Below are 26,868 nucleotides of genomic sequence, written 5' to 3' on the forward strand. Positions count from 1 at the left end.
CTGCTGCGCTTAAGCGTTCTGGCCGTGGCAGTTCTTGTACTTCTTGCCGCTGCCGCAAGGGCAAGGATCGTTGCGGCCAATCGCAGCCTGAACATGTACCGGCTGCTTCTCGGCAGGCTCGCCATTGGTGGAAATTTTGTTCTCTTCCACTACGGATTGACGTTCCTGGTTGGTTTCAATATGCGCCTTCATAATATAGGTCGCAACTTCTTCCTGAATGGTGGCAGTCATGGCATTGAACATTTCAAAGCCTTCAAATTGATATTCGCGGAGCGGGTCAGTACCGCCATACGCACGCAGGTGAATCCCTTGACGAAGCTGATCCATCGCATCAATATGATCCATCCATTTGCTGTCTACGGAGCGGAGCACGATAACCTTCTCGAATTCACGCACCAGCTCAGAGCCAAGGCGTTCTTCACGGGCTGCGTATTTCTCCAGCACAAGGTTAAAGATGTATTCGATGAGCTCCTCAACTTCCTTGCCCCACAGATCGTCCCGGGTCAACTGGCCTTCCTCCAAAAGCTTGCTGTTCACATAATCAGCAACCTCCTGCAGCTCCCAGTTCTCCGGAATGTCGTCACTGCAATGTGCATTAACGATACGGTCAATAACCGGCTTGATCATTTCAACCACAATATCCTTGATATTGTCAGACTCCAGAATCTCGCGGCGCTGCTTGTAGATAATCTCACGCTGCTGATTCATGACGTCATCATATTGAAGGACGACTTTACGGATGTCGAAGTTGTTGCCTTCGACACGTTTTTGGGCGGACTCTACAGCACGCGTAATCATGCGGCTCTCAATCGGCTGATCCTCTTCAAAACCAAGACGGTCCATCATGTTCAGCACGTTATCTGCACCAAAACGCTTCATCAGTTCATCGCCGAGCGACAGGTAGAACTGGGTGGAACCCGGATCGCCTTGACGTCCCGCGCGTCCGCGCAGCTGGTTGTCAATCCGGCGCGATTCATGGCGTTCTGTACCAATAATATGCAGACCGCCCAGATCCGTCACACCTTCACCCAATACGATATCCGTACCGCGTCCCGCCATATTCGTAGCAATGGTTACTGTTCCCGGCTGGCCGGCATGCGAGATAATCTCTGCTTCTGCCGCATGATGCTTCGCATTCAGCACCTGGTGTCTGACACCTTTGCGTTTTAGCATCTCGGATACACGTTCCGAATTTTCAATGGATACGGTACCTACCAGTACAGGCTGATTCTTCTTGTGGCGCTCCACAATTTCCTCTACAACCGCGTTAAACTTGCCGTTTTCACTTTTGTACACAACGTCCGGCATATCCACACGCTGATTCGGCTTATTGGTTGGCACCTGCAGGACTTCCAGACCATAGATCTTCTTGAACTCTTCTTCTTCAGTCTTCGCGGTACCCGTCATGCCGCCCAGCTTGCGGTACATCCGGAAGTAGTTCTGGAATGTAATCGTGGCCAGGGTCATGCTCTCATTCTGCACCTGAATTTCTTCCTTGGCTTCAATCGCCTGGTGCAATCCATCACTGTAGCGGCGCCCAGCCATCAACCGGCCGGTAAATTCATCGACAATAACAACCTCGTCCTCATTCACTACGTAGTCAACGTCGCGGCGCATAATGACGTTCGCCTTGAGCGCTTGAACAATGTGATGATTCAGGGTTACATTGCTGTGGTCATACAGGTTTTCAACGCCAAAAGCGCGTTCTGCCGTAGCCACACCCTTTTCAGTCAAAGCTACGGATTTCACCTTAATATCAACCGTATAATCTTCTTCAGCAGTAAGTCTCTTCACGAAACGGTCTGCTGCATAGTACAGCTCCGTGGATTTCTCGGCTTGCCCGGAGATAATAAGAGGAGTCCGCGCTTCATCAATCAGAATGGAGTCAACTTCATCAATAATACAGAAATAGAGCGGACGCTGAACCATCTGCTCCTTATAGAGCACCATGTTGTCGCGCAGATAGTCAAAACCGAATTCATTATTAGTGCCATACGTAATATCGCAGGCATAAGCTTCTTGTTTATCAGCATGGTCCATGCCGTTCAGGTTCACCCCAACCGTCATGCCCAGGAAGTTATAGATTTGTCCCATCTGCGCGCTGTCCCGCTGAGCCAGATAGTCATTGACTGTTACGACATGCACACCTTTGCCAAGCAATGCGTTCAGGTAGACTGGCAGAGTACCTACCAGCGTCTTGCCTTCACCTGTCTTCATCTCGGAGATCCGGCCTTCATGCAGCGCCATGCCTCCAACCAATTGAACGTCAAAATGCCGCATGCCCAGCGTCCGTTTGGAAGCTTCGCGTACGGTTGCAAATGCCTCGGGAAGAAGTTCTTCCAAGGTTTCGCCCTTCTCAATCCGGGCACGGAATTCAGCAGTCTTGGCTCTCAATTCTTCATCGGAAAGCGATACAAAATCGGGCTCCAACCCATTAATTACATCGACCGTCTTCATAAGACGTTTGACATCACGTTCGTTGGTGTCGCCGAATATTTTTTTTACAAGTCCTAGCATGGTTAACCCCTTTCATGCAACACAGATGGTGGAACCGAGCCCATCCTCACTAAATATTGAAAGGGCCATATAAGATTTCGATTCCGCTGCTTCATAAATTGTAACAGTTTGTAAGACAAGCCGCAATACAAGCAGCTCCAACCTTATTTTTCAAGTGAGCCCTCTTCAGCCAAAGTGCCGCTAAATTGTCATACTCACATCATATATATACGAACAAGAGCCCTATTCGCTTAAGGCGAATAGGGGCTCGGTTAATTTTCTGCGTGAGTTTGAAGCAAACCGCCTATCCCAAGTCCCGGCCGGGCTTCATGCACCAGACCTAGTCTTGTTCAATCAGACCATATTTGCCGTCATTGCGTTTGTAAACAACGCTGACTTCAGAAGTGTCGATGTTGGAAAACACGAAGAAATTATGTCCAACCATGTTCATTTGCAGGATCGCTTCTTCTACGTCCATCGGCTTCAAGGTGAAGCGCTTGTTCCGCACAACCTCCAAATCATCGTAATCCTGTTCCTCCACAGCAACGCTGCTTGGTGCGCCTTCCACAAAGAGTGTTTTCAGGCTTCCTTCCTGGCGGAATTTACGATTAAGCTTGGTCTTGTGCTTGCGGATTTGGCGTTCCAGCTTGTCCACCACGGCATCGATGGATGCGTACATATCGTCGCTGCGGTCTTCCGCACGAAGCGTTACACCTGCCAGCGGGATTGTTACTTCCACCGTATGAAGGCCGCGAACGACGCCAAGCGTCACATATCCTTCTGAGGTAGGGGGTGCATCGAAATACTTCTCAAGTCTGCTGAGCTTCTTATCAACATAATCTCTCAAAGCGTCGGTCACTTCAATTTGTTGACCTCGAATGCTGAATTGCATGGGCACTCCTCCTTTGTTTACATTGCCATTATACCAAATTGTCAGGGCTAAGTAAAAAACAAATCATGACAGCCTTTACATTCACCTAACAAAAGGTGTAACTGTATACCGGAGCTGAAGAAACGGATGTTTCTGCCCGCAAAAAAACCCGGAAAGAGCTGCAAGCAGCCCCTTCCGGACATAAGTTCAAGCTATTTAACTTTACTGCCAAAAAGTGTTGGGCTTCAAGTCTTCTCTCCAAGCATAATCAGAAAATTATTTCGTATGAATCCGTATGACTTCAACAGAGGACCATGTAGTGCCATGTCCGCTAACCAAGTAAACCTTGTAGCCGGTAGCCGCTGTAAGACCGCTTAGTGTATGAGTGTGACCTACACCAGGCTGCGCGGAAATGGTGCCTTTTAATGCAGAGGACAACAGTGTCCCGGCACTATCCTTGCCTTCTGCCACTTGAGTGGCTGTAGGGGCTGCCGCATTATCCTTCAGCACAACATATCTGACCTCTTGAGCTGTTCCGCCTGCTGTGCCGTATTTGACATACACATCAGCCGTCACAGTACCGATATTCCCCGGCTGTGCCACAACAATGGCATTCGCACCAGCCGGTGCGGTTTTCAACCGGACAGTGGCTACAGAAGACCAGTTGCCGTAGCTGTCTGCAACCGTGACATAAGTAGCGTATTCCGTATCAGCCTTAAGTCCATACACCGTGAAGGACACAGTAGTACCTGCGGTAGTCGCTTGGGTTCCATGATGAACGCCTGCCGTTCCGGCAGCAATTTGTCCTTCCTTCACCTGCTGCGCGCTTGGTGCAGTTACGTTAATGGCATATGGCGCAACTACGTAATACACAGCACCCGTTACATTAGGCGTCAAGTAGACGTCTGCAGTCACAGAGCCAACGTGTCCATACGCAGCGTTGGTTACTGTCGGTGTAATGAAACCGCCACCGCCACCACCGCCGCCGGAACCGCCACCAGATCCTCCACCCGGAGCCTTGGTTGGTGCCGGTGTTGGGCTAGTTGTTGGAGCCGGTGAAGTTGTTGGCTTAGGAGTAGGAGTTGGAGCTGGGGTTACACCAGGAGCCGCAGGCTTTTGAGCCACCGAATTGCTGATAATGCCAACTGCCTCTGCCCGGGTTAATGCCCTCTTGGGACCGAAAGTCCCATCCGGATAACCGTTGATGACTTTCTTGTCGGCGGCTGCCGCAATAGCTCCACGGCTCCAGGCCGCAAACTGGCTGCTGTCCTTGAACTTGGCAGTAGTCGCCTTAGTGTTCAGCTTCAAAATCTTGGCTGCAATAACAGCAGCCTCTTGCCGTGTAAGCGAAGCGTTGGGACGGAAGGTATTGTTCTCATACCCGCCGATGTATCCGGCTTTTACCGCTTTGGCAACTTCACTGTAATACCAGTTCGATTTCTTGAGGTCCTTGAAGCTGATTGTTGCCGTATCGGTATAACCGAACAGGCGGTTAACCAAAGCCACATACTCTGCACGTGTAATGGCTTTATTGGGTTTGACCGTACCGTCCTGGTACCCTCCCAGATAACCTTTATTCAGCCAGTCCTGCAATTGCTTTTGTGCCCAGTGCCCTTGAATATCCTTGGGTACCGGCGCGGCTGATACACTGCCGAGTGAACCTAACATCATGCCGATTCCCAGCAGTCCGGTCAGAAGACCACGCCACTTCTTTTTCATTTTGCTGTTCATCCTCCTAGAGTAAAGTGTATTGTGCGTCGAGGCAAGACAAAAAGCTCAACGTATTCTTTTACCCAGATAATGTGAAAAAGTTGCGATTCATGAAAAATTTTATAGAAATACAAAAAATAAACAATGAATGTTTCCAAAGATCAGACAGTTCCCATAAAACATATACCTCTTAATCCAGTTTGTTCCATTGCCGATATATATCTATAGGGTTACAGAATCTGTACTCTCTTCTTATTCGTTCAAAAATATTCAGGAGGTATAACTTTATGAAAATTACATCTCAAATCCCGTACCAGACCCTTACTAACAGTACTCCGCGGCTTGATACAGCAGCCCAAAAATCCGGTGCTCAGTGGCACAAAGCAGGTTCGTCCAGTGTCATTACCTATGACCAGGTCGAAATCAGTGAGACAGGCCGACAGCTGGCAGCTGATGCCATTCAGTCACATCCAGCAAAATATTATGGAACAACAGAAATCAACGAAGCTCTGACCCACGCTCTGGAAGGAGAGCCGACAGAAGTTGTTGATGCTGTATACGGCATTATACAATCCAACTTTATCGTAGATGGAAACGTAAATGACGAGGAGAAACGGAAAGCACTGCTCGAAATGGGACTTTCACAGTCCAAATATATTGCAGAAAATTATATGGAAGGTGAGCAGGCGGACAAGTTCCTAAAGACAATGAATACAATTGCAGCTGTCGCTTCTACCCGGTCTACCGATCCGGTAACAGGTGACATCAGTTATAAATTGCCGTCAAGCCGTCCGGTAGGTGCTCCAGAGGATTATATAAATCCTTCCGAATTAATGAAACAAGCTGACCCGGAAACGTACAGCCGATTTAAGAACGACATTTTCCACGGAGGCAATGGACTGGATATACTTCTTGATTTCGTGAAAAAAGTTCCCCAGCATCCGGAGTGGGCAGAGAAATTCAAGGAACAAACTGCACGGAATGATCAACTACTAAACAATACACATATTCAGAACCGGTTCGACACTGCAGACACCAGCTCTGCTGCGGCATTTCTGGAGAGCATGCAAAGTATTTTGGCTGATTCATCTCTGAAGGATGATGCTTATCTTCAAAATATGCATGGATTCTATAAAACCCTCGGCATCGTTAAATCATGAGATGGGGGAAACGACAAGCGAAAAATTAAATACATCCTTGTCAAAAGTCTTATTCAGCCACCCCTGCAACTGTTGTCTCTGCGCCCAGTGTCCCTGATTATCCTCGGGCGCAGGGGTGCAGAGACACTGTCCACAGACCCGAACAGCATGCTCGCCTCCAGTATTCCTGTCATAATTCCACGCCATTTCCTTGTCATTCTGCTTTTAATCTTCCTGAGTGTTTGATGGGCATAGGCATGTTGTATCACTCCAAGCACCTTTCCCGTTCAAAAGCCATACGACTAAGCAAAAAAAAGTACGCCGAGGCATGATAGAACGCCCAACGTTTCATTACCCAAATATTAGGACTTTTTAACGTTTTCCCGTAAAATAATTTTACACAATGACTGATTTTAGTTTAAATTCGCCACAATTGAGTTGACTTTTTTTGTAAAAAAGCCATAAAAAAGACCCTGGAGAAAATCTCCAGGATCTATGCTAGCGTTGTCTCAATTGCTAACCATCTACCATATATGTAGGTCGGCTGCGCCGGATGATTATAATTTGATGACGTTAGCTGCTTGTGGTCCGCGTGCACCTTCAACGATGTCGAACTCCACGGATTGGCCTTCATCCAATGTTTTGAAACCATCAGTTTGAATCGCGGAGAAGTGTACGAATACGTCGCCACCGTCGGCAGTTTCGATGAAACCATAACCTTTTTCTGCGTTAAACCATTTAACTTTACCTTCCATTGACTAAACATTCCCTTCGTCATCAGATGAACGTGAGTCTTGCTCACAACTCGACTATACCACCGCTGCTTCTCCATTGTCAATTGGAAAAGAAAATGTTTACTTTCAATAAATTACCACCTAAATATTAACTTATTTTTTTCAACATTATTCTACAAAAGACTCTTATCAAAAGGACGTGTGGGTTGTCGTTTAAGAGTGTTTAACCAGAAGGATTACTTATGAAACATAAAAATATCAATCCATACAATTTCAATCAAATAATTTTAATCTTTCAATAGAAGGAGCGTAATCGAAGCCTTTTGCATATAGATATTGCTGCTTTGCTTTACCTGTATCACCAATCACCTCATAATACACACCGAGATTATGATGTGCAGCAAAGCTACCGGTTCCTATAACGCTTCCCTCTTGTCCCGTCTCACCTATCTCTAGTGCTCTTAAGTAAAATCGTTCGATATACGGAATCAGGTCACTATATTGATCAGGATCGCTAAGGATGAGCTCAAGAAGAAAAAGGGCAGAGACAAAATAAAAATCCGCAGACTCACTGAGAAAATCCTGCTCCGCTTCAACTATGGCCAGTCCCTCATCCAAGTGACCTGAAGCAATGATCGCATACAAAAAATTGACGATAAGACTCGGAGCATATCCTTCTTTATGAGTGATTTTACTATATGCCTGTTTCAATGAAGCATACGTTTTATCATGTTCGTCTATTCCACGATATTCCTTGGCAATTTGATAGTAGTAATATGGGTCTTGGGGATTCTCCTCAATTACCTGCAAGAGTATTGGAATATTTCTGTCTGACTTCTTTTTTTCAAAGTAACCATCATGCTGAATCTCTACATCCACTCTCACTCTGGGCAGGTCAGATACTATCTGTTCATGAATTTTCCCGGAATATCGGCAACTGGATGGGAAAAGACGTGAGATGTAGCTTTGCTCAAAGCTCACTCCATCTTTCGACATAAATTTATCTATTCTTTTTATTTGGCCTACGGCAGGAGAATGAGTAATAAAGCTATAAATTTCATCTGCACACTCGTTAGAAATGTATTCATCAGCGTCCAGTACCAGGCTCCACTCGCTGGTCGCCTGCTCCAAAGCAAAATTGCGGGCAGCCGCGAAGTCGTTGGTCCACTCGTATTCGAATATCTTAGCATGGAATTCGGAAGCTATCTGTTTGGTAGTATCAGTAGAACCAGTGTCTACTATAACTATTTCATCAACGAGCTTAAAGGCACTGTCCAGACAACGTCTTAAGGTACCTTCCTCATTTTTTACAATCATAACTAGGGAAAGTTTCATCTTAACCATCCTAAAAAGTCTAATTTTGAAATATCAGAGATTACACAAAATTCTTAAGAAAGTAATAGATAGTTCGCCCTTATATGCTATTTTCTGATTTATTAAACGCATCAGAAGTAATGTGCCTGCCGCACAGCAGCCTGCGTTTAATTGATCGACAATAACAACCTCACACCCCCGAGCATGAAGTTTCGGCCCGTATTCGGAGATTACCTCACGAGTGCCATCGTTAGAGCCATCATTGACGAGGATAGCTCAAGGTTATCACTTACCTGGGCAATTACGCTTTCCAGCATTGCCCCTGATGTTTTCACTTTGTTGTCACGTGGTACAACCATGCTCACTTTACTCTGTATTGTTTAAACACCTTGTATATTTTAAGCCGTCAATAAAAAAGTAGTAATCGGATATATTCATTTCCTCAAGCTGCTTGGCTATTTCTTTATGATAGATGCTTGCAATAATGAGCCGTGAGTTCTCATCCATTAACACAGGCAATTCGGAAGGAGAACGCACGGGTACACCATATGCTAAACTCCCCCATGCGGCCTTACGGTTATCAAAAGCGCAAACTACATTCAACCCATTGCTGTAACGCTCCAACCAAATCCGCAGGCTATCACCAGCACCGAAGATGTACACCTTTTTATTTTCAATACCGCATAGCATGTCTGTATAGGTACGAACGTACTCTTTGTAAGACCGGCCCAAATCCACAATACTATGATCCCGGTGCTTTGGTTTGCGATCTTTCGCATCCGGCTCGTATAGTCCGCCAGGATAAGATGCAATTAGCGTTTCCTTATAGCCGACAGGCACTGGAATTTTCAAATCTTCAAAGTCCATTTCAACACTTTCCGAAAACCACTTCTTGTCATATACCCTTCTGCCATGCTCGCCCATTACAACGGGGATAGAGTAATATAACTGGTTAGAATACTTTGAGCAGAAGCGTTCATACCGCTCTGCAAAAAAGTCGTATTGTCCCGATATTCCGCCGGCACCATAACAAAATCCCTCTTTACTTTCGGAGATCTCAGGCCCCTCGCATTCATCAAGGGCAGCCGAAGCGTACATTTGAATTTGTATCTTCAATGCAGTTTCCTGAACGCGCCTTGCAGCATCGCCGCCGGGCATATCGTCTAGAGGAAGGATGTCGATATAGGCCCCCATGTGACCACCTCGCGTATACCCATTAGGAAAGTTCGAGAGGACCGTCGTATCGCTTCGCTGCAGCCTTATATAATGGGGAGCGGCGGCAGGATCATTTTGCGGTGTCTGCAGGAAATAGGGTTCACTAAACCAATGCTGCGAAAGCCGGAGACGATCATATTCCTTACGCGGTAAGGCAATATCAATATCGTCATCCCAAGGGATAAATCCTTTATGACGTACCGCGCCGAGAAGAGTTCCAAACATGGCGAACCAGGTTAGCTCTTCACGCTTTGCGACCCTTGTAAATTCTTTTAGAATATCAAGCTCTACAGTCTGTAACTCATTTAGTTTGTTCACCGATTAATTCTCCCAAGGTATATAAGGTATGGATACTTTCCTGATCAATTAAAACGTCACAGTTGCTGGCCAATAGTGTCTCTTCAATAATCCCATTATTATAAAGAGCTTTGTCGATAACAGCTGTCACGTTGACTTCGCAATCGTTAAACACGCGCTTCAACGGTTTCCCGCACAAGCCAAGTCCATAAATAGCCGAGCAATATCAGGTGAGGCATTTTCTCAAAAATATTCCTGATCAATAAAGATTAGCTCATCATTTTCTTTATTATAAAAACAATTCGCCGGAACCAGCTCCCAAAAGCATTTGCTGGTCTTAGCAGCCTTTATGATCGTTTCTCGAATACGGTCAAACTGGGAAACCATCTCATTGACATCAAATGTTCCATCCGAAAGTTTCTCGGCCCAACAGTCCCAAAACGTTGGCAAATTCTACCTCAGCATGACCAGCGAATCTTCTTCCATTTTCATTGAAATGACATTTACACCTAAGACAACAGGCTCCTCGTGATTTCTCAAGATTCTCAGCAGACCCGCCTTGCCATCAGGATGAAGCGGCCTCTTATGCACCGTACCGTCACTGCGGACCGTATGGCAAACGTTTGGCGGGCTCACGATACTTCGTGATCGCTGGTTGATCTACGACGCAAGGCGGATCATCTGCACACACCCGCGCTTCCACAAAGTATGCATCGCACATAAACTCAAATGCTCTGCTGGGAATAACCTCACGCAAAAGGGAGCGTTCGTCGAAGTGGCAGAGATAGTTGTATGAATATACCTCCCGTGTAAAATAATGATCGACCAACAGGTAAAACCACTTTTGTCCTTCAAAGCCCGCAAGCCTTTATCGAGTTTGCAGTTCCGCCTTACTCGGGAGCGGGTGTTCTCCACTACCCAACAGCGTATCATAGGGCAATCCCGTGTTCGCGGCTCGTTTTCCTGCCCAGTATCTCAATTCAAAAATGATTCTCATACAATAGGAGTAAGGGTCCGTGAGTACCTTCTTTTTAAGTTACCAAAGCCTCGACTGAGAAGTCCTTTGGATCCATAACAATCTCTGTAGTCAATCCGATCTTCAAAGGGATGCCAGCAGAAAACAGAATCTTTCCATGGAGAGTTTTCATATTATGCTCTTAATGTATCGTTTAACATGGCCTCCCCCTCCCGGCCCATTCTCTTACATTCTAAGTTGTAGTAACCTAAGAGTTTTTAACGATTACCACGCTTGATGTGTCACCAATAGAAATTGGCATTAAGGCGTTATTTTGACAAAACTCGTCAACCGCTTGCTTGACACCTTTAAATCGAATCGAGAAATAGTCGTGAATTAACAATATCCCGCCAGTTGCAAGTTTTGGATAGAAAAAATCCAAACCCGACAAGGTAGGTTTATATAAATCAAAGTCCAGATTTACAAAAACGAAGGTATCTTCAATTCCTGCTGTAGTTTCTGGAAAATAGCCCTTCTTAATGACCACCTTTTCTGGAATAGGCATAGACTTCATTACAGCATCAGCGGATGTGAGTCCACCGAATGTGCCAGCTAGTGAGTTTGAAAAACCGTTAGTCAGTTCCATACCTATATCACGTTGGTCAAATCCTTCAAAGGTATCAAATAGATATAAAGTTTTATCGTAGAACGTTTCATTAATCACTTTGGCAAAAGAACCGCTTAAAACGCCACATTCAGCGCACGAACCTGTAATTTCTCTATCTCTAAGTATTTCTGCTTGAGATTTTAGAAAAGCAATACGAGCTTTGTATGAGAGAGATACTAGACTATCATCTATTTTGCTTTCATTTACACCCATTGAAATAAGTCGCTGGCTTAACAATTCGATATCCATAATTGTGCCAATATAAACTTTATCATAATTAAGCGTTACAATATCACTGGGAGCGATAACTGGTACCCCATTTATTGTTCTACCATGCAAGTTCGAATCGTTGTCAATAAAAGCTATACAACTTACACCTTTTTTTTGAATTTGCTCAAATATAGACTTTCCAGTAGTACCAGCACCATATATAATCGCTTTTTCCACGTTGTCCCCACTCCTTCTTAATCCAAAAGTTTATAATAAGAAACAGGATGTGATTTTCTTTCACTTTCCGGAGGAGTTGTTAGATAAGCACCGAACTTATGCTTTAAGTATGCGTCGGCACTCTCCGCCCCCAATAAATCCAAATCCTCAAATTTGTAATCAACTGTTTTTTCATACCACTCACGTCTGCCCTCACTTACATTATCTCGTGCAGGAAAAGTTAATACTCTTACGCGCTGATATTTTTTGCGGTTACTTTTTCCAGCAAAATGCTGCAAATGATTTGATACCATTCCAAGCGGTATTAGGCTAAGCAGTGAGAACACGTAGCGCAACATTGGATTTTTATCCGTTTTCTTGCCAACTTCTGACCATAAAATTTTCCGGATTATCGTACAGTGAAGATTATGCATCTTCTCGGCCAATTTCCCGTCAGGGACACTGTCGAAAGGGAAAATATCGATAAATATCCCGGAGTCGTAAGGCAGATGAGCCTGACCTTCCCTAAGGAAATAAGTGTTCTTTCGTCTAATTTTCCCATATCCCCAACGATAACCGGGGGTTGCCCTCATATCTTGAAAGTAAAATCGCTCATGGTCTAAATCTGTTTCGCACACCTTGCGGAACTTCTCGTATTCTTCCCGAAGTAGACCAATATCCGCATCATCGTCCCACGGTATGTAGCCTTTATGACGGATTGCGCCAAGCATGGTACCACCGATCATAGCATAATTGATGTGATGTAAGCGGCAGATCCGATCCACTTCCGCTAACATTTCAACCTGAATGAGTTGAACGGCTCTTAAGTCCTCCGGAGAAAGCGGGCCTTTTTTCGCATTATTAGGTTGTATTTCAATTCCCATCTGCCAAAACACCCTTCGCCCAGTCAATTCTGTTAACCATCACCGCGTCTACACCGAGATCCCTTGCAAGGCTTAGATCATCATCGTTCGTTACCGTCCAAGGGCGTATCAATATGCCCCGTTTGCGACAATCTTCCGCGAGTGATGGATAGCGCAGCATATGAATGCTAGGATGTAGCGCTTCAGCTCCAACCTTTTCGCATTGCTCCCCAGTGACCAATATTTCCCCGCCGCATAGCAGCGCAGTTTTGGATGACGGTTCAAGCAGCTTTATTTTCTGAACAGAATAGTGGTTAAATGACGACCATATAATCCTGTCGCAGATCCCGTACTTTTCTACTAATTTTAACGCAATAGGTTCAATCCCATCATAATAGATGACACCTGTTTTCAACTCTATATTGATAGTCAATCCTGTCGGTTTCAATAATTCCAATACTTCTGCTAGCGTTGGCACTTCCATAAAGAACGGCTCAGTGCGACCGCTTTTATTGAAATTGAGCTTTTTTATTTCAGAAAGGGTAAAGTCCTTTACCCACCCTTGTCCATTGCTCGTTCGGTCAACAGTTTCGTCGTGGATGACGACGATCTCTCTGTCCTTGGTAAGCTGAATGTCAAGCTCTACTCCGTCAGCACCCATTTGGGCTCCCATTTGAAAACCAACAAGCGTATTCTCCGGCGCGGAAGAATAGGCCCCGCGATGACCCCATATTTTCATTAAAGCCACTCCGCCCTTCCATGTGTAACGATCTTATCTTTACCCGCGCCAAATCTCACAAAACGAATCTGTCTCTGCTCTGTGTTAACGAGCATAATATCAAATGCTTCTTGCGACGGTTCCCCGAGTTTTCGATCAGGGGTGATAAAGCCTTCCGGCTTATATTCCGTAAATGCTTCACACTTGGAATTCACTATGGATATAATAGGAAAGCTTTCTTCATTGTCCAAAAAATCTGCATGGTTATGACCATTTATATAGGCAAGTATTTTTCCGGCATGATTGTTCAACAACCCCATCAACTCGTTTTCGCCACGTATTTCCTTTGCCCAATACTGTAAGCGGCTAATAGACGTTAAGTGGGAAAAGATCACAATTTGCCAATCATCAGGCGTGTTTTCTAGTTTCTTATTTAGCCACTGGATGCACGCTGCGTTGTATCCATAACGCAAAGCCTCGTCCGGATCGAAGGAATCTAGGAATATAAACCGCAGTTTGTGGGCTTCAAAATCAATGGAATATCTCGGTTCATTTCTGCCTAAATAAAGCTCGCATTGTTCTTTTAAGGAAAACCGATCTGGATTATTCCTGAAATAGTTGGTATCATGATTGCCAAGCACCGTCCATACAGGTATTTCACACTTTTTCAAGTCTCCAAGAACCTGTTCTACATAATAACGGCTTACGTCACGCGTTATCATGCCATCAGTGAAATCGCCGAGATGAATAATCCCATCAAACCCCAATTCATCATGAAGTTGTTGAATGGATACAGACGTGTCATCCCATGTTCCGTTTACTGTATAATGTGTATCGGTCAACAACGCAAAGGAAAGTTCATTTTTTTCCCGTATATCCATAACACGCTTCGAGACCCGCTCTATTTCTTTTCTGAGCCACGGCTTCATTTCAGGCAGGGGAGTTGCATTTTTTTCAAAAGAAAGAATATCATTGATATCCTCAAAACCTTCAAATTCTGTTCCATTCATTTTCCTTAGACATACACGAAAGTAAACACACTCCGTAAACATATAATCGTCTTGCCTGTAACTGTTGCCGCTCAAATCCTGCCGGTAAACCGTCCAGCTTTCGTCTGGAGCATAGTTATAGGTGTAAATCCAAGAATTTTCCACCTCCGCCGCGTAGGTTGCAACGTTGAACTTATACTCCGAATCCATAAGCCGCAGTAAATCGCCAGGTTGTGCCAAATAAAAAAATGGGGTGCTTAGCATCTCAGGATGTCCCAGCTCTTGCAGGCCATCACCTGCGCGTATTTTCATCCCTGCAAGACCCGTTAATGATAGCTTCAAGCGTTCCACTCCTCAATTACATTTCATAACGATTATCTTTTGCTTCTTTCAGCTCTTTTCTTGCTGCATCCAGGGAGTTTCTGACGATTTGCCACATATCGTAATATTTGTATTCAGCCAGCCTGCCGCCGAAAATGACGTTTTCTTCTCCTTCAGCAAGCTCTTTGTAACTTAAATAACGCGCGCTGTTCTTTAGATCATTAACCGGATAATAGGGTTCATCTCCGTTTTCATACTCTTTTGAATACTCGCGCGTAACTACGGTTTTAGGCTGAGTGCCAAATTCAAAGTGTTTATGCTCGATAATGCGGGTAAACGGTGTTTCCTTATCCGTATAATTTACAACAGCGTTACCTTGGAAATTGGGTTGATCAAGGATTTCCGAGTCAAAACGCAGTGTACGGTACTCTAGCGGACCGAACTGATAATTAAAGAACTCATCAAGCATTCCTGTGTAAATAGTCTTTGTGGCAATGTGATCAAAGTAGTCTCTTTGTGCAAAATAATCCGTATTCAGTCTAACCTCGCTGCCTTCAAGCAACTTTTTAATGATCCCCGTATACCCTCCGACAGGTATTCCTTGATACTGGTCGTTAAAATAATTATTATCCCAAGTGAAACGAACGGGCAGGCGCTTAATAATAAACGCAGGCAAGTCCTTGCAGTCACGCCCCCATTGTTTTTCTGTATAGCCTTTGATCAGTTTTTCGTAAATATCGCGTCCGACCAATGAAAGAGCTTGTTCTTCAAGGTTTTGTGGCTCTTCACATTTCAAGCGTTGCGTCTCTATAATCTTTTCTGCTTCTGTCGGATCGGAAACTCCCCACAACCGATAAAATGTATTCATATTAAAAGGCAGATTGTATATCTCGCCATTAAAATTTGCTATTGGCGAATTGGTATAACGATTGAACGTCGCAAAACGATTAACATACTCCCATACTTCTTTATCGTTGGTGTGGAAAATATGCGCACCGTATTTGTGCACATTAATCCCTTCCACTTGTTCCGTATAAATATTTCCTCCGATATGGTCACGCTTATCTATTACTAAGCAAGTTTTATTACACTTCATGGCTTCATGTGCAAATATTGCACCATAGGGCCCTGCACCGACAATCAAGTAATCGTACTTCATGAATACAACACCGCCTTTTTAAACAGGTAGATATTTCCCTTGCAATTCTAGATTAAGGTCTTGTTAATCATTTGTTGAAGCTTGGTAGAACTGGTGCTTTCTGTATAGGGTATAAACTCCATATTCGAACCCAATGTCTGCAATTGCTTTTGTAGCCAATACCATTCTTGTTCGTGGTCGGTGCCAGAAAAATGACAATCATAGCGAAGTTGCTTCCATGCTTCCAGCTTGTTCGTATTATGGAAGTCCACTGCAATTGCCCGATCCACATATTTAATCTGCTGTACAATCGCCAAGCGCTCTTCAAATGAGATAAACGGCCTTTTTCTCTTATCATGCTCAGCCAGTTCGTCAGTCAAAACGCCGGCAATCAAATACTCACATTGTTCCTTGCTCTTACGAAGAATGTTCAAATGTCCGATATGGAAAAGATCAAACACTCCTGTCACATAACCAATATTGTATTTCCCATTTGAATGGGGAATAATCTCAACATTTCCCAACATTTCATCAAATGCTCGTTGATAGATGCGGTAATCCTTGATGCCCATTCTCTCAAGCTGTCTAGCAATCTCGTCATAAGCAGCATTACAAATAATTACTCTGTACTGCCCTGGAGTCAGTTCCTGAAGAACCTGTGGACTCTTGATAAGAAACCCGAGCTTTTCTGTATTCCACTTGGTCTCATCATTATCAACAATGAAAGCAGGCGGATAACTGGCTGCATATTTTTTGAGATAGTGGTCCATCATCCGTCCGGCACCAAAAAGCACTATTAATTTCCCTTCAGCTCCATCAACTGCAGCAAATGTTCGTTCCGGTATATTCACATGGATTTGTTGAGGCTTTTTGTCCATAAGCAATAACCTTCCATTTCGCATTATGTTTTTGGGGTCAGTTGATACCCATTTATAAAATTGTTTGTACATTTCACGCTGCCGAAGCTGGTCTTGAAACCGGCTTTCTTCCTGCAAAAAAACGGGCCATAAATCTGTAAGACCATAGCGCTCCTGCATTTCATGGCGTGGCACGTAATGCTCTGTGTGAGGAGCAAACCAATATATATCATTAATCGCACGAAACATAATGTATTTGGCGGGATAGTTCTCTTTTACAAATTCTTGGTCAAAAAATAGAAACTGTCCATTATCAAAAAAACAATTCACTGGTATCATTTCCAGATAAGCTTTAGACAGAATCGGTCCCCATTCGGCATTCGGATCTAATTCAGCTAGCACATTTTTATCCGCTGGCATATGTTCTGAAGATTGTAAAATGTATTTATAGAGTTCATCCAAATATCTGATAAAGCCGTCCGTATCATAAGTTACCAATTCTCGTAAGTAAACTGATAAGGTAGGCGCTAGAATTCGCGGCATAATAAGCCGGTTATCTTCGAATCTGAATGAAATAACCGGAATATCATGAGATTCCAAATCAATTAGGTTCTTGCAAAGCCGCCCTAGTCCCTTCATCCCTTCTTTGTACATCGGACATTTTTCGACTGTCCCATTGTTATGGATGGATGTTGAAAAACATTCCTCTCTGTTCCTTTCGCTTGATACAGCTGCATACACTACAGAGCTCAAGTCTGCATTACTACATTCAGCAAGCAAGGAATTAGCAAAGAACTGAAGTAGGCCATTAGCAATCAATGGACCGTATAGATTACGCGAGTCTATAACAAGGCTATCCTGCTTAACTTGATAAGGCCGAAGCCTCTCGCTAAGCTCTTCTCCAGGTGGAAATTCATCCGTATAAACCAACTGCGGCAGCAAGTGATCTGGAAACGGATAGTAAAGCTTTATGTTTAATAACCCTACTTGCTTCAATACATCTAGTAGTTCCGGTTTACTTAAAGAAGGCATTAACGCTCCCGTAGGATAATTATTCAGACCATCAAAGGGAATCCCTGTCGAAAGATCGGGGGTTCCACACAGATACTGAACACCCAGTCGATTAGATACAGCAAACAATAATTTCCCATCTTCTGCAAGCAGAGATTTAACTTGGCGTAATAAGGAGATATAGCCTTGTCCAGCGAATATAGGTTCCCGAGAATCCGGGCCTACAATCATTACAATATAGTCAAAAGCACTATCAGACGGCAACACAGAATTATCCCCACATAAAACCTGAAGCTCTGATTTTTCACTCCAGCGTGTTCTGATGCATTTAGCTCGATATGCATCTGCCTCCAAGACAGTTACTGAGCTGCACCGATCACATAGCATACCGGTATGAGCGCCGAAACCACCGCCAAGCTGAAGTAGGGACGAATTACTACGAAATGGGTACCAACTCAAGAGTCCAGCTGGTTGATCACTTAAATGATAAAAGACTTGCCAACGATGATCCCGCGTTATTACGTTGCTAAAATCTCCGGTTGGATTTGAAAGTATATAATTTCCTATTTCGGCATCTAATTGGGATGCCGGATTTACTGAATAACCGGAAGCAGTCATCCTTTGCCCTCGCTTTCCTTCTAAGGTCCAGCAAGTTTAATGCTTATTCAGAAACCGACTGGTAGAAATGATAGGATTTAATGGAAGATAGTAAATCCCAATATTATTTGGTGAGATATTCATACTGGTTAATTGTGCTGATATATCCATGCTATTTGCACGGTTTGCAATTAAGTAGTAAGCATGCGGGTAGGCAGCGACGGCTTCTTGCGGTGAAAGCACTTCATTCCCCAAACATAGACTTCCCCACTTGTTGCTATCATTATCACAAAAACATGTGATGTTGGAAATTCCATTCATACCCATGAAAAAATTCGCGAACATTCCGATTTTCCCGCATCCGAATATAACCACCTGTTTTGGGGAAGCCATTTGTGATAGAAAATCGAAGTATGACCTGAACTCGGCTTCTGCCTTCTCACGAATATAATGCTCAAAACGTTCCAGATCCTCGAGAAACATTCTCAGATTCATCCAAACATCAATCGAAAAATCTTCTTGTACAAGATAGCCGTCATGATAACTGTTCTTTAACAGCTTCCAAAAATCCCAAACTATGGTATGTGTATTTGGGTTATCATAAAAAACTGCTCTTAGAAGCGAATTCAAACAGATGGTCGCAACTGCCCGACTGACAGTTCTTATACGTGCATGGTCTTCAGGAAAGAAATTCATTACCCAATCCACGATATACTGGCTTTCTTGCAGATCATATTGAAAACCTTTGGGACTGTTCATGGAAGAACCGGCATTATCCCTTCGATAATGATAAAACGTGGAAGGAATAAAGATTCCCTTTTCAACTAATAATGCTACTTGATAACGAAACCCGGCGTCCTGATAAGCTGCACCTTGAGTTTCATTCAGACGTATATTATACTTTTGAATGAATTGACGTTTATAGATTCCATTCCACATAAATGTATCAATAGGGACCAATCGATTAGTATAATCAGTATGCGAAACCCGCTTGACACTGGTTGAGGAAGAACCAAATAGCTTATACTCTAAAGTCTGGCGACCTTTGGGAACATCTGCAAAAAAGAAAAAGTCGGATTTTACAAAATCAGCATCATTTTTTATCGCTACATCATACAATGTTTGAAACATCTCAGGCTCTATATAATCATCGGTTTCTACGATTCCCAAATATTTACCTTTAGCAACATCAAATCCCCAATTCACCTGGTATCCATAACTTTTTCGATCTGAATCTAAAATGCGGATGCGGCTGTCACGAGTGGCGTATTCCTGCAGTATTTCCCGTGTGCCATCAGTAGACCCAGCATCAACACAAATGATTTCAATATCTTGTAGCGTCTGTGCTACAACACTATCCATGCATTCTTTTATATATGTCGCAATATTAAGTGAAGGCATTATAATTGACACTTTCGGCATGAATGACACCCCCTATTTTAATCATGTGTCTCAAAATCCCTCTCAAAATTCCGCTCACATTTTTGTACAAATAAACACTGCATCTCCCAATATAAACCCATTCTTATTTATTTCAGCTTGATTCAATATATCTGTATTTTTGTATCTCTTCACATCAAATCCATACTTTCCAAAACGCGCCTCTATGTCTCGTCCATAAAGTCTTTCATGATCCGATTGTCCATAATATAAGGTTTTGTCTGCATTCGTAACAATATCATCTTCCTCATAAGTATCCTCTTCCCAGCAGATAGGAACCGTAATGATAAGACTGCCTCCTGGTTTCAGACATCTTTTAATCTCATATAAGGCCTTATTCTCATTTTTGATATGTTCCATAACATGATTACAAATAATCCAGTCAAAATAGTTATTCTTAAATTGCAAATTTGTGATATCCGCTACAACATCGGCTCTGCCTTCCATTAAATCTGCTGTAATATACTCGTATCCTCTTTTACGGAATTCCTCAGTCAGTTTCATTTCTGGTGCAAAATGCAGTATACTTGAATTAACATCAAAAATATTAGTATACTTTTTCAATATATAGTACACATATCTCAACCTGTCTGTACTTCCGCATACCGGACAAATTCCGTTTCTTAATCCTGCACCAATTACAGACTTTTGTTCAAAAAGATCATTTTTCTCTCCAGTGAGCAACCATCCGAATACATAGTTACCACACAAACCACATTTCGGCAAAATCCTGTTCTGCCTATTGCTTTCATCCACAAAAATTTTATTGAATTCGTTCAAAGATATTATTTTATTTCCCGCCAGACCAGCAAGAGTCAACTCTTTAAAAACATCTTCAAAATGCTTATCTAAAGTGACTAAAACATAGTCAAATTCCAATCCAAAAACTTCATCAATATTCCGGAATAAGGACTTATTCTCTTCCTCTAGTGTAACCATCGACTCAATATTTCTATCTGTTATACCAACCATTTCAATATTATCCATTTTATTTAAATTATTAAATAATTTCCTGCCCCGGGAGCCACAACCATATAATAATATTTTCATTTTTTTCTCCTATAAATTATAGTGTAATATCCTGAATCCTCATCCAATTCGTATATCCACGTTCCACCATTTTTTTCATAATGTCAGCCTGATACTTTTCCTGTGTGGCCAGAATAAATAATGTATTTGATTCAAAATCAATATCTTGAATTTCTTTCAAACAAATCCTATCTATTACTTCCTCTTTCCCTTTCAAATCAGAAACAACGATTCCTGATAACTTTTCTAAATATCCATAATTCCTTATAATACTCAAAATACGCCTCCCATTCCAACCTCCACCATATATGGCTATGTTTTCGGCCCCCTCAATTTGCTTAATTGAGTTATTTCCAAAGAGAAAGTATTTCTCAATATAACTCTCTGAATTTTCAAGCAACACATTTAAGCGAATTTGTTCAGCCCGAGAAAGTTTATCAGCGTCAAATTCTTTTTGTTCAATTGCAGTTAAAAATTCATTTCTGAATCGTTTCGCGAATATTTGATAAAATTCTTTAGAAATTCGCATCATATCATTTTCATGTATTTTAAATAACATTTCCCATTGGAACTGAAGCAATATATCCGTATTTTTCCCGTGGTTTCTAATATACGATCGGATAAACTCATATTCATCATTTGTACAAAATATTTTTTGGGGATTATATACCGAAGAAGATTCATTATCTCTTCTGACAAAATAATAAGGTGTATTTAAAAACAATGCTTTTTGTGAATTTATCATTACCTGATACCAAAAACCATTATCCTGATATGACGCGCCTGGTGTCTCATTATGGCATATGCAATTTTGTTTTATAAATTTCCGTTTATATATTCCTGCCCATGTTACTACATAATTATTAAGAACTCTTATATCTTCCTCATAATTAACAAGCTTGTTATACATGTCTTTATCTGATTTTCTTTCAAATAACGGATGCATAATAAACTTTCTGCTACTGCCATCACCATAAAACTTATGAAAATCCGCCTTTACAAAATCTGCACCCTTAATTTTTGCCTGCTCATAAAGATGCAGATACATATTTACATCTATATAATCATCCGCTTCTACAACGCCAATATATTCCCCTTGTGCCATATCGAAACCAATATTAACAGACTTACCATATCCCGAATTTTCCTTATGCACTACCTTCACTCTTAAGTCCTTTTTAGCATATGAGTCCAATATTTCCGCAGTGGCATCATTAGAACCATCATTTATACATATAACTTCTATATCGAATAGAGATTGGTTTAATATGCTTTGCATACATTCTTTTAAATATTTTTCCCCATTGTAAACCGGAACGATCACCGATACTTTGCACATGATAAAGTCCTCTTCCAGTTATTTATTCTGTACTCATAATAAACTCTTCTAATAAAAAGATTTCTCCCGTACACTTTGGCCGCAACATACTTTTTATCTCAGAAGCACCATCAATAACTGCAATTATTACCACTTCAATATCAAAGCAATCTGCACTAGATGTTTCCACTGGCAAACCATGGAACTGATCTACTTCCCTATCAATACTAAATACAATATGAACAGATATATCCTTTAGATCCCTATAAAGCAATTCCCCCCATTTTCCCAGGCCATAGATAGCTATATTCTTATTTTCAATTTTTTTATACATTTTGTTTTTATCTTTAAGTTGCCATTTATACAATAAATCAAATTGTCTCTGTTTATTTTGAGTGCTAACAATGGCTTTCTCCAGTATATTTGCCATTCCAGAAAAATTATCAGTATAAAGTTCTTTAACCTTTTGTACAATGTACTCTGCTTTGTCACTTGTGCTATTAATTATCTGAGAAATAAGATCTACATCTCTAAAATAAGCCTTATATTTCCCTATCATATGAAAAATGGCATCTACAAATTTTTTATCATCTTTCGAGATACTATTTTCCTGTAAAATATTAGTGTTTAACACTTCATTTATACATACTCCATTGAGCCCATAAACAACTACCAATCTGAAGAATAATTCCCAGTCTTGAAGTCTTGGCATCGTTTCGTCAAACCTGCCAACTGAATTAAAGGATGCTTTTGTAATAAGTACAGTGCTTGTATCTACAACATTTTTATATAAAAGTATTGTTTTAAGTTCTTCCGGTGAATATGCTTTTTGGGGGACTATATTTATAAATCCCTCATTAATTACTTCTTCTTTTGAATACACAAAAGCAGTATTTAAACTAGAAACATTTAACACATCAAACTGTTTCTGCAGCTTATCCTGATACCACTGATTATCACTATCTAAAAATGCAAGATATTCCCCATTTGCAAGTGCTGCTCCTTGGTTTCTGCATGCATTGGCACCTTTGTTTAATGCATTACTTATAAATTGAATTCTTGAATCTTTATTAATATATTTACTTACCACTTCTATTGTATTATCTGTGGAGGCATCATCAACAATAAACAATTCCCAGTTTAAATAAGTTTGATTAATCACACTATCAATTGCTTTTTCGATAACATTTCCTCTATTATAGGTAGGCATTACAATTGAAATTAATTCTGTCTCCATATTTCATCTCCATGACCCTCTCCAAATTTTCACTATAAATCTGCTTAGTACGAATCCCAATTATATACATTATTCATTGGCAGCTGCTTTTCTTTTAAATTCCCAAAAATCTCTTCCTGATATTGCTTTGTGACGGCTATAATTACAAATGTATCGTTATCAAATTCTATTTCATTTAAACGATATACCGGAATGTCTTCGATTACTGGCTCATTTCCAATCATATCAGTAACAATAATTGCGTCTACCATTACGTCAATATAATTCATGAAATGAAGGCAATTCACGCCAAGTAAACCGGCTCCATATATATAAATCTTTTTATAATTCCGACACATTTTTTTGAATTCGAATGACCTGTCATCAAATTGGTCCAATTCATATATATACCGAAGACCTAATGACTTCTGAAGTCTTTCAAACGCTTTAGATAATACTGTTTGAAAGTATCCCAATCTTTCTTCTGCATAACGGTCTGTCATAACCCATTTACTTTTATATCCGTTATCGCTAGCAACATATTCCAAAATCCGCTCAACCGCATGACTTAATGTTCCATCAGCCGCTAATGGTTCAGCATCAAAATCCTCATATTTCCACTCATGTTCAAGAAGCTTTCTTAAAGCATCAACCCTTGCCCAATATACTGTTCCTAAAGCCATAGGAGATATTTCTTTACTTATATCGCACTGCAAGTTCAAACATTTCGCCAATTTTATTGTGTTTTTATAGTTTTGATGCCAATTCTTCTCATATGGAAAAGGCATATGCTCACCAAGTGGGAATGGCGGAAGCAGCAATCCTAACTGTGGATTTATATCAAAATAGGTAAGTACGTTGCAAATATACGTTGTGCTTCCCAACATATTTTCCCACTGACTATATATCCATTTATCCATATCAGATTTCATCGAGGGATATTTTTCCCTCTTGTCGTGTAAAAAGCAAATATACTCATAATTCAGAATTTCTTTGCGACAAGCAACCAAAAAAGAACTTATATCTCTGCCACGATTGTTTTTCTGTATAATTATACAATTCCCTCTATTCATAGAAAGAGCCTCAATTTTCCTGCTTAATTCATTATTAGAGGTTGTAAAATAAATCCTAATCTCTCGAGGAATATTATCGATATATTTTTTATATTTATCAAAAGTATCAGAATAATGCAGGTGGATAACCACCGCTATCTTTTTACATAAAATCTTACTGTCATAACCATCTATTAAATATTCACTTGGAAGAATAGAATTTAACTCCCCCAAATTTTCTTCCAAATTCTCATATACGCTGTTCATAGAACTCTCCTTATTTTATTACAATAATTGAACTATTTGGCGGACTCCTCTTTATACATAATTGATCTTACTCTATTAAATTTTCCCGACAATCTTATATGCGCCATTAAACCACTCATATGTTGATAAATCTGGCAATAAACCACTTTCAATAGCACTTTTTTCTATAAGTCCTAAAATACTGTCTGTAAATTCTCCATCATTTTTTTCGGGTATGCTTCCAGAGAAAAAATCTATAAATTCAGCACAGAATTTAAAAATGTCTTCTTGTATTTTGACCATAAACTGTTTCCCTTCAATTGTCCTGTCCTCAGGGAAGAAAATTTTATTCTCTTTCGTAATTTTCATAAGACAAGGTTCAGGAGAAGAAATAATATATTCTAAAAGAGAATATACCTTAAAAACATTATAATTTTTTTCATAATGATTATTTGCTTTATATAAACTAAAATAATCTATTTCATTTCTTCTCGAAATTCCACTAATAGATTTATGCAAGTAAACACCGTATAATTTTTTATCTAAAATCCGTTCTAAATTATCCTGTCCTGTTCCTTTAGAAAAAAAATCAAAGAGTATAACTTCTCTATCAAAGCAAATATTTTGATTGTCTAAATATGATTGATAATCCATACGCTCTTGTTGTGCTTCTTTAATAATTATATCTGCATTAACATTAACATTTTCAGCAATAGACACATCTGGATTGATTTCATATCCATCATGACAAAAAATATTAGTAAATAATTCTTGTACACTTCCTTTAAATTCCTCTATCATAGGCAACAAATCCTGAATATCTCTCATAGCAGGGATAGATGCTGCTCTTCCAGATGTATAGATATATTTTCCTTTTGGTAAATCATTCAGTTTTTGCTTTTGACATATCATCTGATATATTTTTATTGGTAAATATCCATCTCTGGCAACGAATAGAATATCGCTAGCTTTCTGTTCCTGCACCCTTTGAATTACCCATAACAAATAATTAAGTATTGTCGGAGCTATTAAATTGCTAAGGGTATTAAGTGTATTAATTTGATACTTCCCCTTTGTACCATACAACGCAAATGGACTATTAAATAGTCTGCTGATCATCAATCCTAAATAGCACCTATGATACAATTTGTCGGAACCGTCCATTATTTTATAATAGGAACTATGATTTATCATCTCATAAGCTTTCATTATTTTAAACGTGGAGATCCCAAGGCTTTCAGCAGCAAGAATATCAGCTTTTTCGTCATCGCCGATATGTAAAATTTTTTTAGAATCTTCAAGAAGCAATAATTCTTTAAACAAGCCCTCTTGTTTAGTTTTTCGATATTCACAGGATATAAACAATTTTTCATATCCCAAAATCCCATTTTCTTTTAACAATGCTTCCATTTCTGTGATTGGCAAATACATATCTGATATGATATATACTTTTTTATTATTATTTATCGCATAATGAAAAGCTTCTATTATATCATCTCTTGGTATAATTAGTTGATGTTCTTTCTGAATCTCCATTTGCATAAGCTCTTGACAAACCCCTCTGTCAAGAGCATAATTCACTCTGATTGAATCATATATCTCACTCAATTTTGGATACATTAAGCGCATTAATTCCTGTTCTGTTTCCTGTCTTACATCAGAAAAAACAAAACCTAAATTTCTATCCTTAAATTCATAATCCAATAATAAAAAAAGATCTTTTGGATACAGTATTTTACGCATAATAAGAGTGTCAAATATATCAAATGATATTACATCGTATTTATCAATTTCATCCAGCAAACTTTGTTTTTGAAATAAATAGTATTGATCATTTAACTCTTGAAAATCTTCTTCTACGTATATTTTTTCTCCAGTAATTGAAAAAGCAGGAATGTTGTTATTTTCCACATATTCTGCGATACGTCTATAGATTATCTGATGTACCGAAGGCCTCGCTATAATTACTATTAAATCTACGTAATTTTCTTTTAACTCGTTAACACGAAAAACTGGATATCCCCAAAGCTTTTCACCTGCTTTTTCTGCATCCATTAAGCCGACAAAATTATACTGATCTCCTAATTCATCTAATATTGCCTTGGTATGCTTACCAATCCCATATAAAACAATTCTCTTATCCTTGCTTTTTATAAAATTCGTATTAAATGTTTCTACAACATACTTCCATTCGATCTGCATGACAACATCCTCCTTGCATATTACAGAGATATTCTTTCAAAGCTTCC

The 26,868-nt window shown here is 40.7% G+C and carries 19 protein-coding genes; 1 reads left to right on the forward strand and 18 read right to left on the reverse strand.

The window, feature by feature from the left end:
* Nucleotides 1–9: 9 nt before the first annotated feature.
* The 3 genes from secA to PRIO_RS34225 form a co-directional block, all read right to left on the reverse strand.
* Entirely contained in the window at nucleotides 10–2,517 is a 2,508-nt protein-coding gene (gene secA, locus PRIO_RS30770) for a preprotein translocase subunit SecA (RefSeq protein ID WP_020431974.1), read from the reverse strand.
* 319 nt (nucleotides 2,518–2,836) lie between these two features.
* A complete protein-coding gene (gene hpf / locus PRIO_RS30775; RefSeq protein ID WP_020431975.1) occupies nucleotides 2,837–3,388 on the reverse strand; it encodes a ribosome hibernation-promoting factor, HPF/YfiA family in 552 nt (183 codons plus the stop codon).
* A 255-nt stretch (nucleotides 3,389–3,643) separates the two neighbouring features.
* The gene (locus tag PRIO_RS34225) at nucleotides 3,644–5,086 is read right to left on the reverse strand and encodes an S-layer homology domain-containing protein (RefSeq protein WP_167345684.1); all 1,443 of its coding nucleotides are present in this window, start codon (nucleotides 5,084–5,086) and stop codon (nucleotides 3,644–3,646) included.
* A gap of 278 nt (nucleotides 5,087–5,364) precedes the next feature.
* On the opposite strand from PRIO_RS34225, the gene PRIO_RS30785 reads away from it, so the two are divergent.
* On the forward strand, nucleotides 5,365–6,237 hold the full coding sequence (locus PRIO_RS30785; RefSeq protein WP_020431978.1) for a hypothetical protein: 873 nt from the start codon (nucleotides 5,365–5,367) through the stop codon (nucleotides 6,235–6,237).
* Nucleotides 6,238–6,773: 536 nt separating this feature from the next.
* Here PRIO_RS30785 and PRIO_RS30795 read toward each other — a convergent pair.
* The 15 genes from PRIO_RS30795 to PRIO_RS30875 all read right to left on the reverse strand — a co-directional run bounded on the left by PRIO_RS30795 (nucleotide 6,774) and on the right by PRIO_RS30875 (nucleotide 26,821).
* Complete coding sequence (locus PRIO_RS30795; RefSeq protein WP_019915069.1) at nucleotides 6,774–6,971, reverse strand: cold shock domain-containing protein; 198 nt, start codon at nucleotides 6,969–6,971, stop codon at nucleotides 6,774–6,776.
* Between the two features lie 252 nt (nucleotides 6,972–7,223).
* Nucleotides 7,224–8,285 carry a tetratricopeptide repeat-containing glycosyltransferase family 2 protein gene (locus tag PRIO_RS30800; protein WP_052741540.1) on the reverse strand — a complete coding sequence of 354 codons (1,062 nt, stop codon included), beginning with the start codon at nucleotides 8,283–8,285 and terminating at the stop codon, nucleotides 7,224–7,226.
* Between the two features lie 345 nt (nucleotides 8,286–8,630).
* Complete coding sequence (locus PRIO_RS34230) at nucleotides 8,631–9,797, reverse strand: LicD family protein (RefSeq protein ID WP_020431985.1); 1,167 nt, start codon at nucleotides 9,795–9,797, stop codon at nucleotides 8,631–8,633.
* A 1,202-nt stretch (nucleotides 9,798–10,999) separates the two neighbouring features.
* The gene (locus tag PRIO_RS30815) at nucleotides 11,000–11,845 is read right to left on the reverse strand and encodes a TylF/MycF/NovP-related O-methyltransferase (RefSeq protein ID WP_046505932.1); all 846 of its coding nucleotides are present in this window, start codon (nucleotides 11,843–11,845) and stop codon (nucleotides 11,000–11,002) included.
* A gap of 17 nt (nucleotides 11,846–11,862) precedes the next feature.
* Complete coding sequence (locus tag PRIO_RS30820; protein ID WP_046505935.1) at nucleotides 11,863–12,708, reverse strand: LicD family protein; 846 nt, start codon at nucleotides 12,706–12,708, stop codon at nucleotides 11,863–11,865.
* Nucleotides 12,698–13,426 (reverse strand): glycerophosphodiester phosphodiesterase, encoded by a 729-nt coding sequence (locus PRIO_RS30825; RefSeq protein WP_020431998.1) that lies wholly within the window; start codon nucleotides 13,424–13,426, stop codon nucleotides 12,698–12,700. The genes PRIO_RS30820 and PRIO_RS30825 overlap by 11 nt, the downstream gene beginning before the upstream one ends.
* Nucleotides 13,426–14,745 carry a metallophosphoesterase family protein gene (locus tag PRIO_RS30830; protein WP_231869779.1) on the reverse strand — a complete coding sequence of 440 codons (1,320 nt, stop codon included), beginning with the start codon at nucleotides 14,743–14,745 and terminating at the stop codon, nucleotides 13,426–13,428. The genes PRIO_RS30825 and PRIO_RS30830 overlap by 1 nt, the downstream gene beginning before the upstream one ends.
* 7 nt (nucleotides 14,746–14,752) lie before the next feature.
* A complete protein-coding gene (gene glf / locus PRIO_RS30835; protein ID WP_020432002.1) occupies nucleotides 14,753–15,874 on the reverse strand; it encodes a UDP-galactopyranose mutase in 1,122 nt (373 codons plus the stop codon).
* Nucleotides 15,875–15,921: 47 nt separating this feature from the next.
* Nucleotides 15,922–18,339: an FAD synthase family protein gene (locus tag PRIO_RS37125; protein ID WP_231869780.1), complete on the reverse strand. Its 2,418-nt coding sequence runs from the start codon at nucleotides 18,337–18,339 to the stop codon at nucleotides 15,922–15,924.
* 36 nt (nucleotides 18,340–18,375) lie between these two features.
* Nucleotides 18,376–19,740 (reverse strand): glycosyltransferase family 2 protein, encoded by a 1,365-nt coding sequence (locus PRIO_RS34235; RefSeq protein WP_052741541.1) that lies wholly within the window; start codon nucleotides 19,738–19,740, stop codon nucleotides 18,376–18,378.
* Between the two features lie 54 nt (nucleotides 19,741–19,794).
* Nucleotides 19,795–20,808, reverse strand: a complete 1,014-nt coding sequence (locus PRIO_RS34240; RefSeq protein WP_052741542.1) for a class I SAM-dependent methyltransferase — start codon at nucleotides 20,806–20,808, stop codon at nucleotides 19,795–19,797.
* A 16-nt stretch (nucleotides 20,809–20,824) separates the two neighbouring features.
* Nucleotides 20,825–22,126: a glycosyltransferase gene (locus PRIO_RS30860; protein WP_052741543.1), complete on the reverse strand. Its 1,302-nt coding sequence runs from the start codon at nucleotides 22,124–22,126 to the stop codon at nucleotides 20,825–20,827.
* A gap of 22 nt (nucleotides 22,127–22,148) precedes the next feature.
* Nucleotides 22,149–23,342: a glycosyltransferase family 2 protein gene (locus tag PRIO_RS34245; protein ID WP_052741545.1), complete on the reverse strand. Its 1,194-nt coding sequence runs from the start codon at nucleotides 23,340–23,342 to the stop codon at nucleotides 22,149–22,151.
* A 44-nt stretch (nucleotides 23,343–23,386) separates the two neighbouring features.
* Complete coding sequence (locus tag PRIO_RS30870; RefSeq protein WP_046505940.1) at nucleotides 23,387–24,640, reverse strand: rhamnan synthesis F family protein; 1,254 nt, start codon at nucleotides 24,638–24,640, stop codon at nucleotides 23,387–23,389.
* A 75-nt stretch (nucleotides 24,641–24,715) separates the two neighbouring features.
* Nucleotides 24,716–26,821 (reverse strand): hypothetical protein, encoded by a 2,106-nt coding sequence (locus PRIO_RS30875; protein WP_046505946.1) that lies wholly within the window; start codon nucleotides 26,819–26,821, stop codon nucleotides 24,716–24,718.
* Between the last annotated feature and the right edge of the window lie 47 nt (nucleotides 26,822–26,868).

This window comes from Paenibacillus riograndensis SBR5, from assembly GCF_000981585.1.
Taxonomy (GTDB): domain Bacteria; phylum Bacillota; class Bacilli; order Paenibacillales; family Paenibacillaceae; genus Paenibacillus_AQ; species Paenibacillus_AQ riograndensis.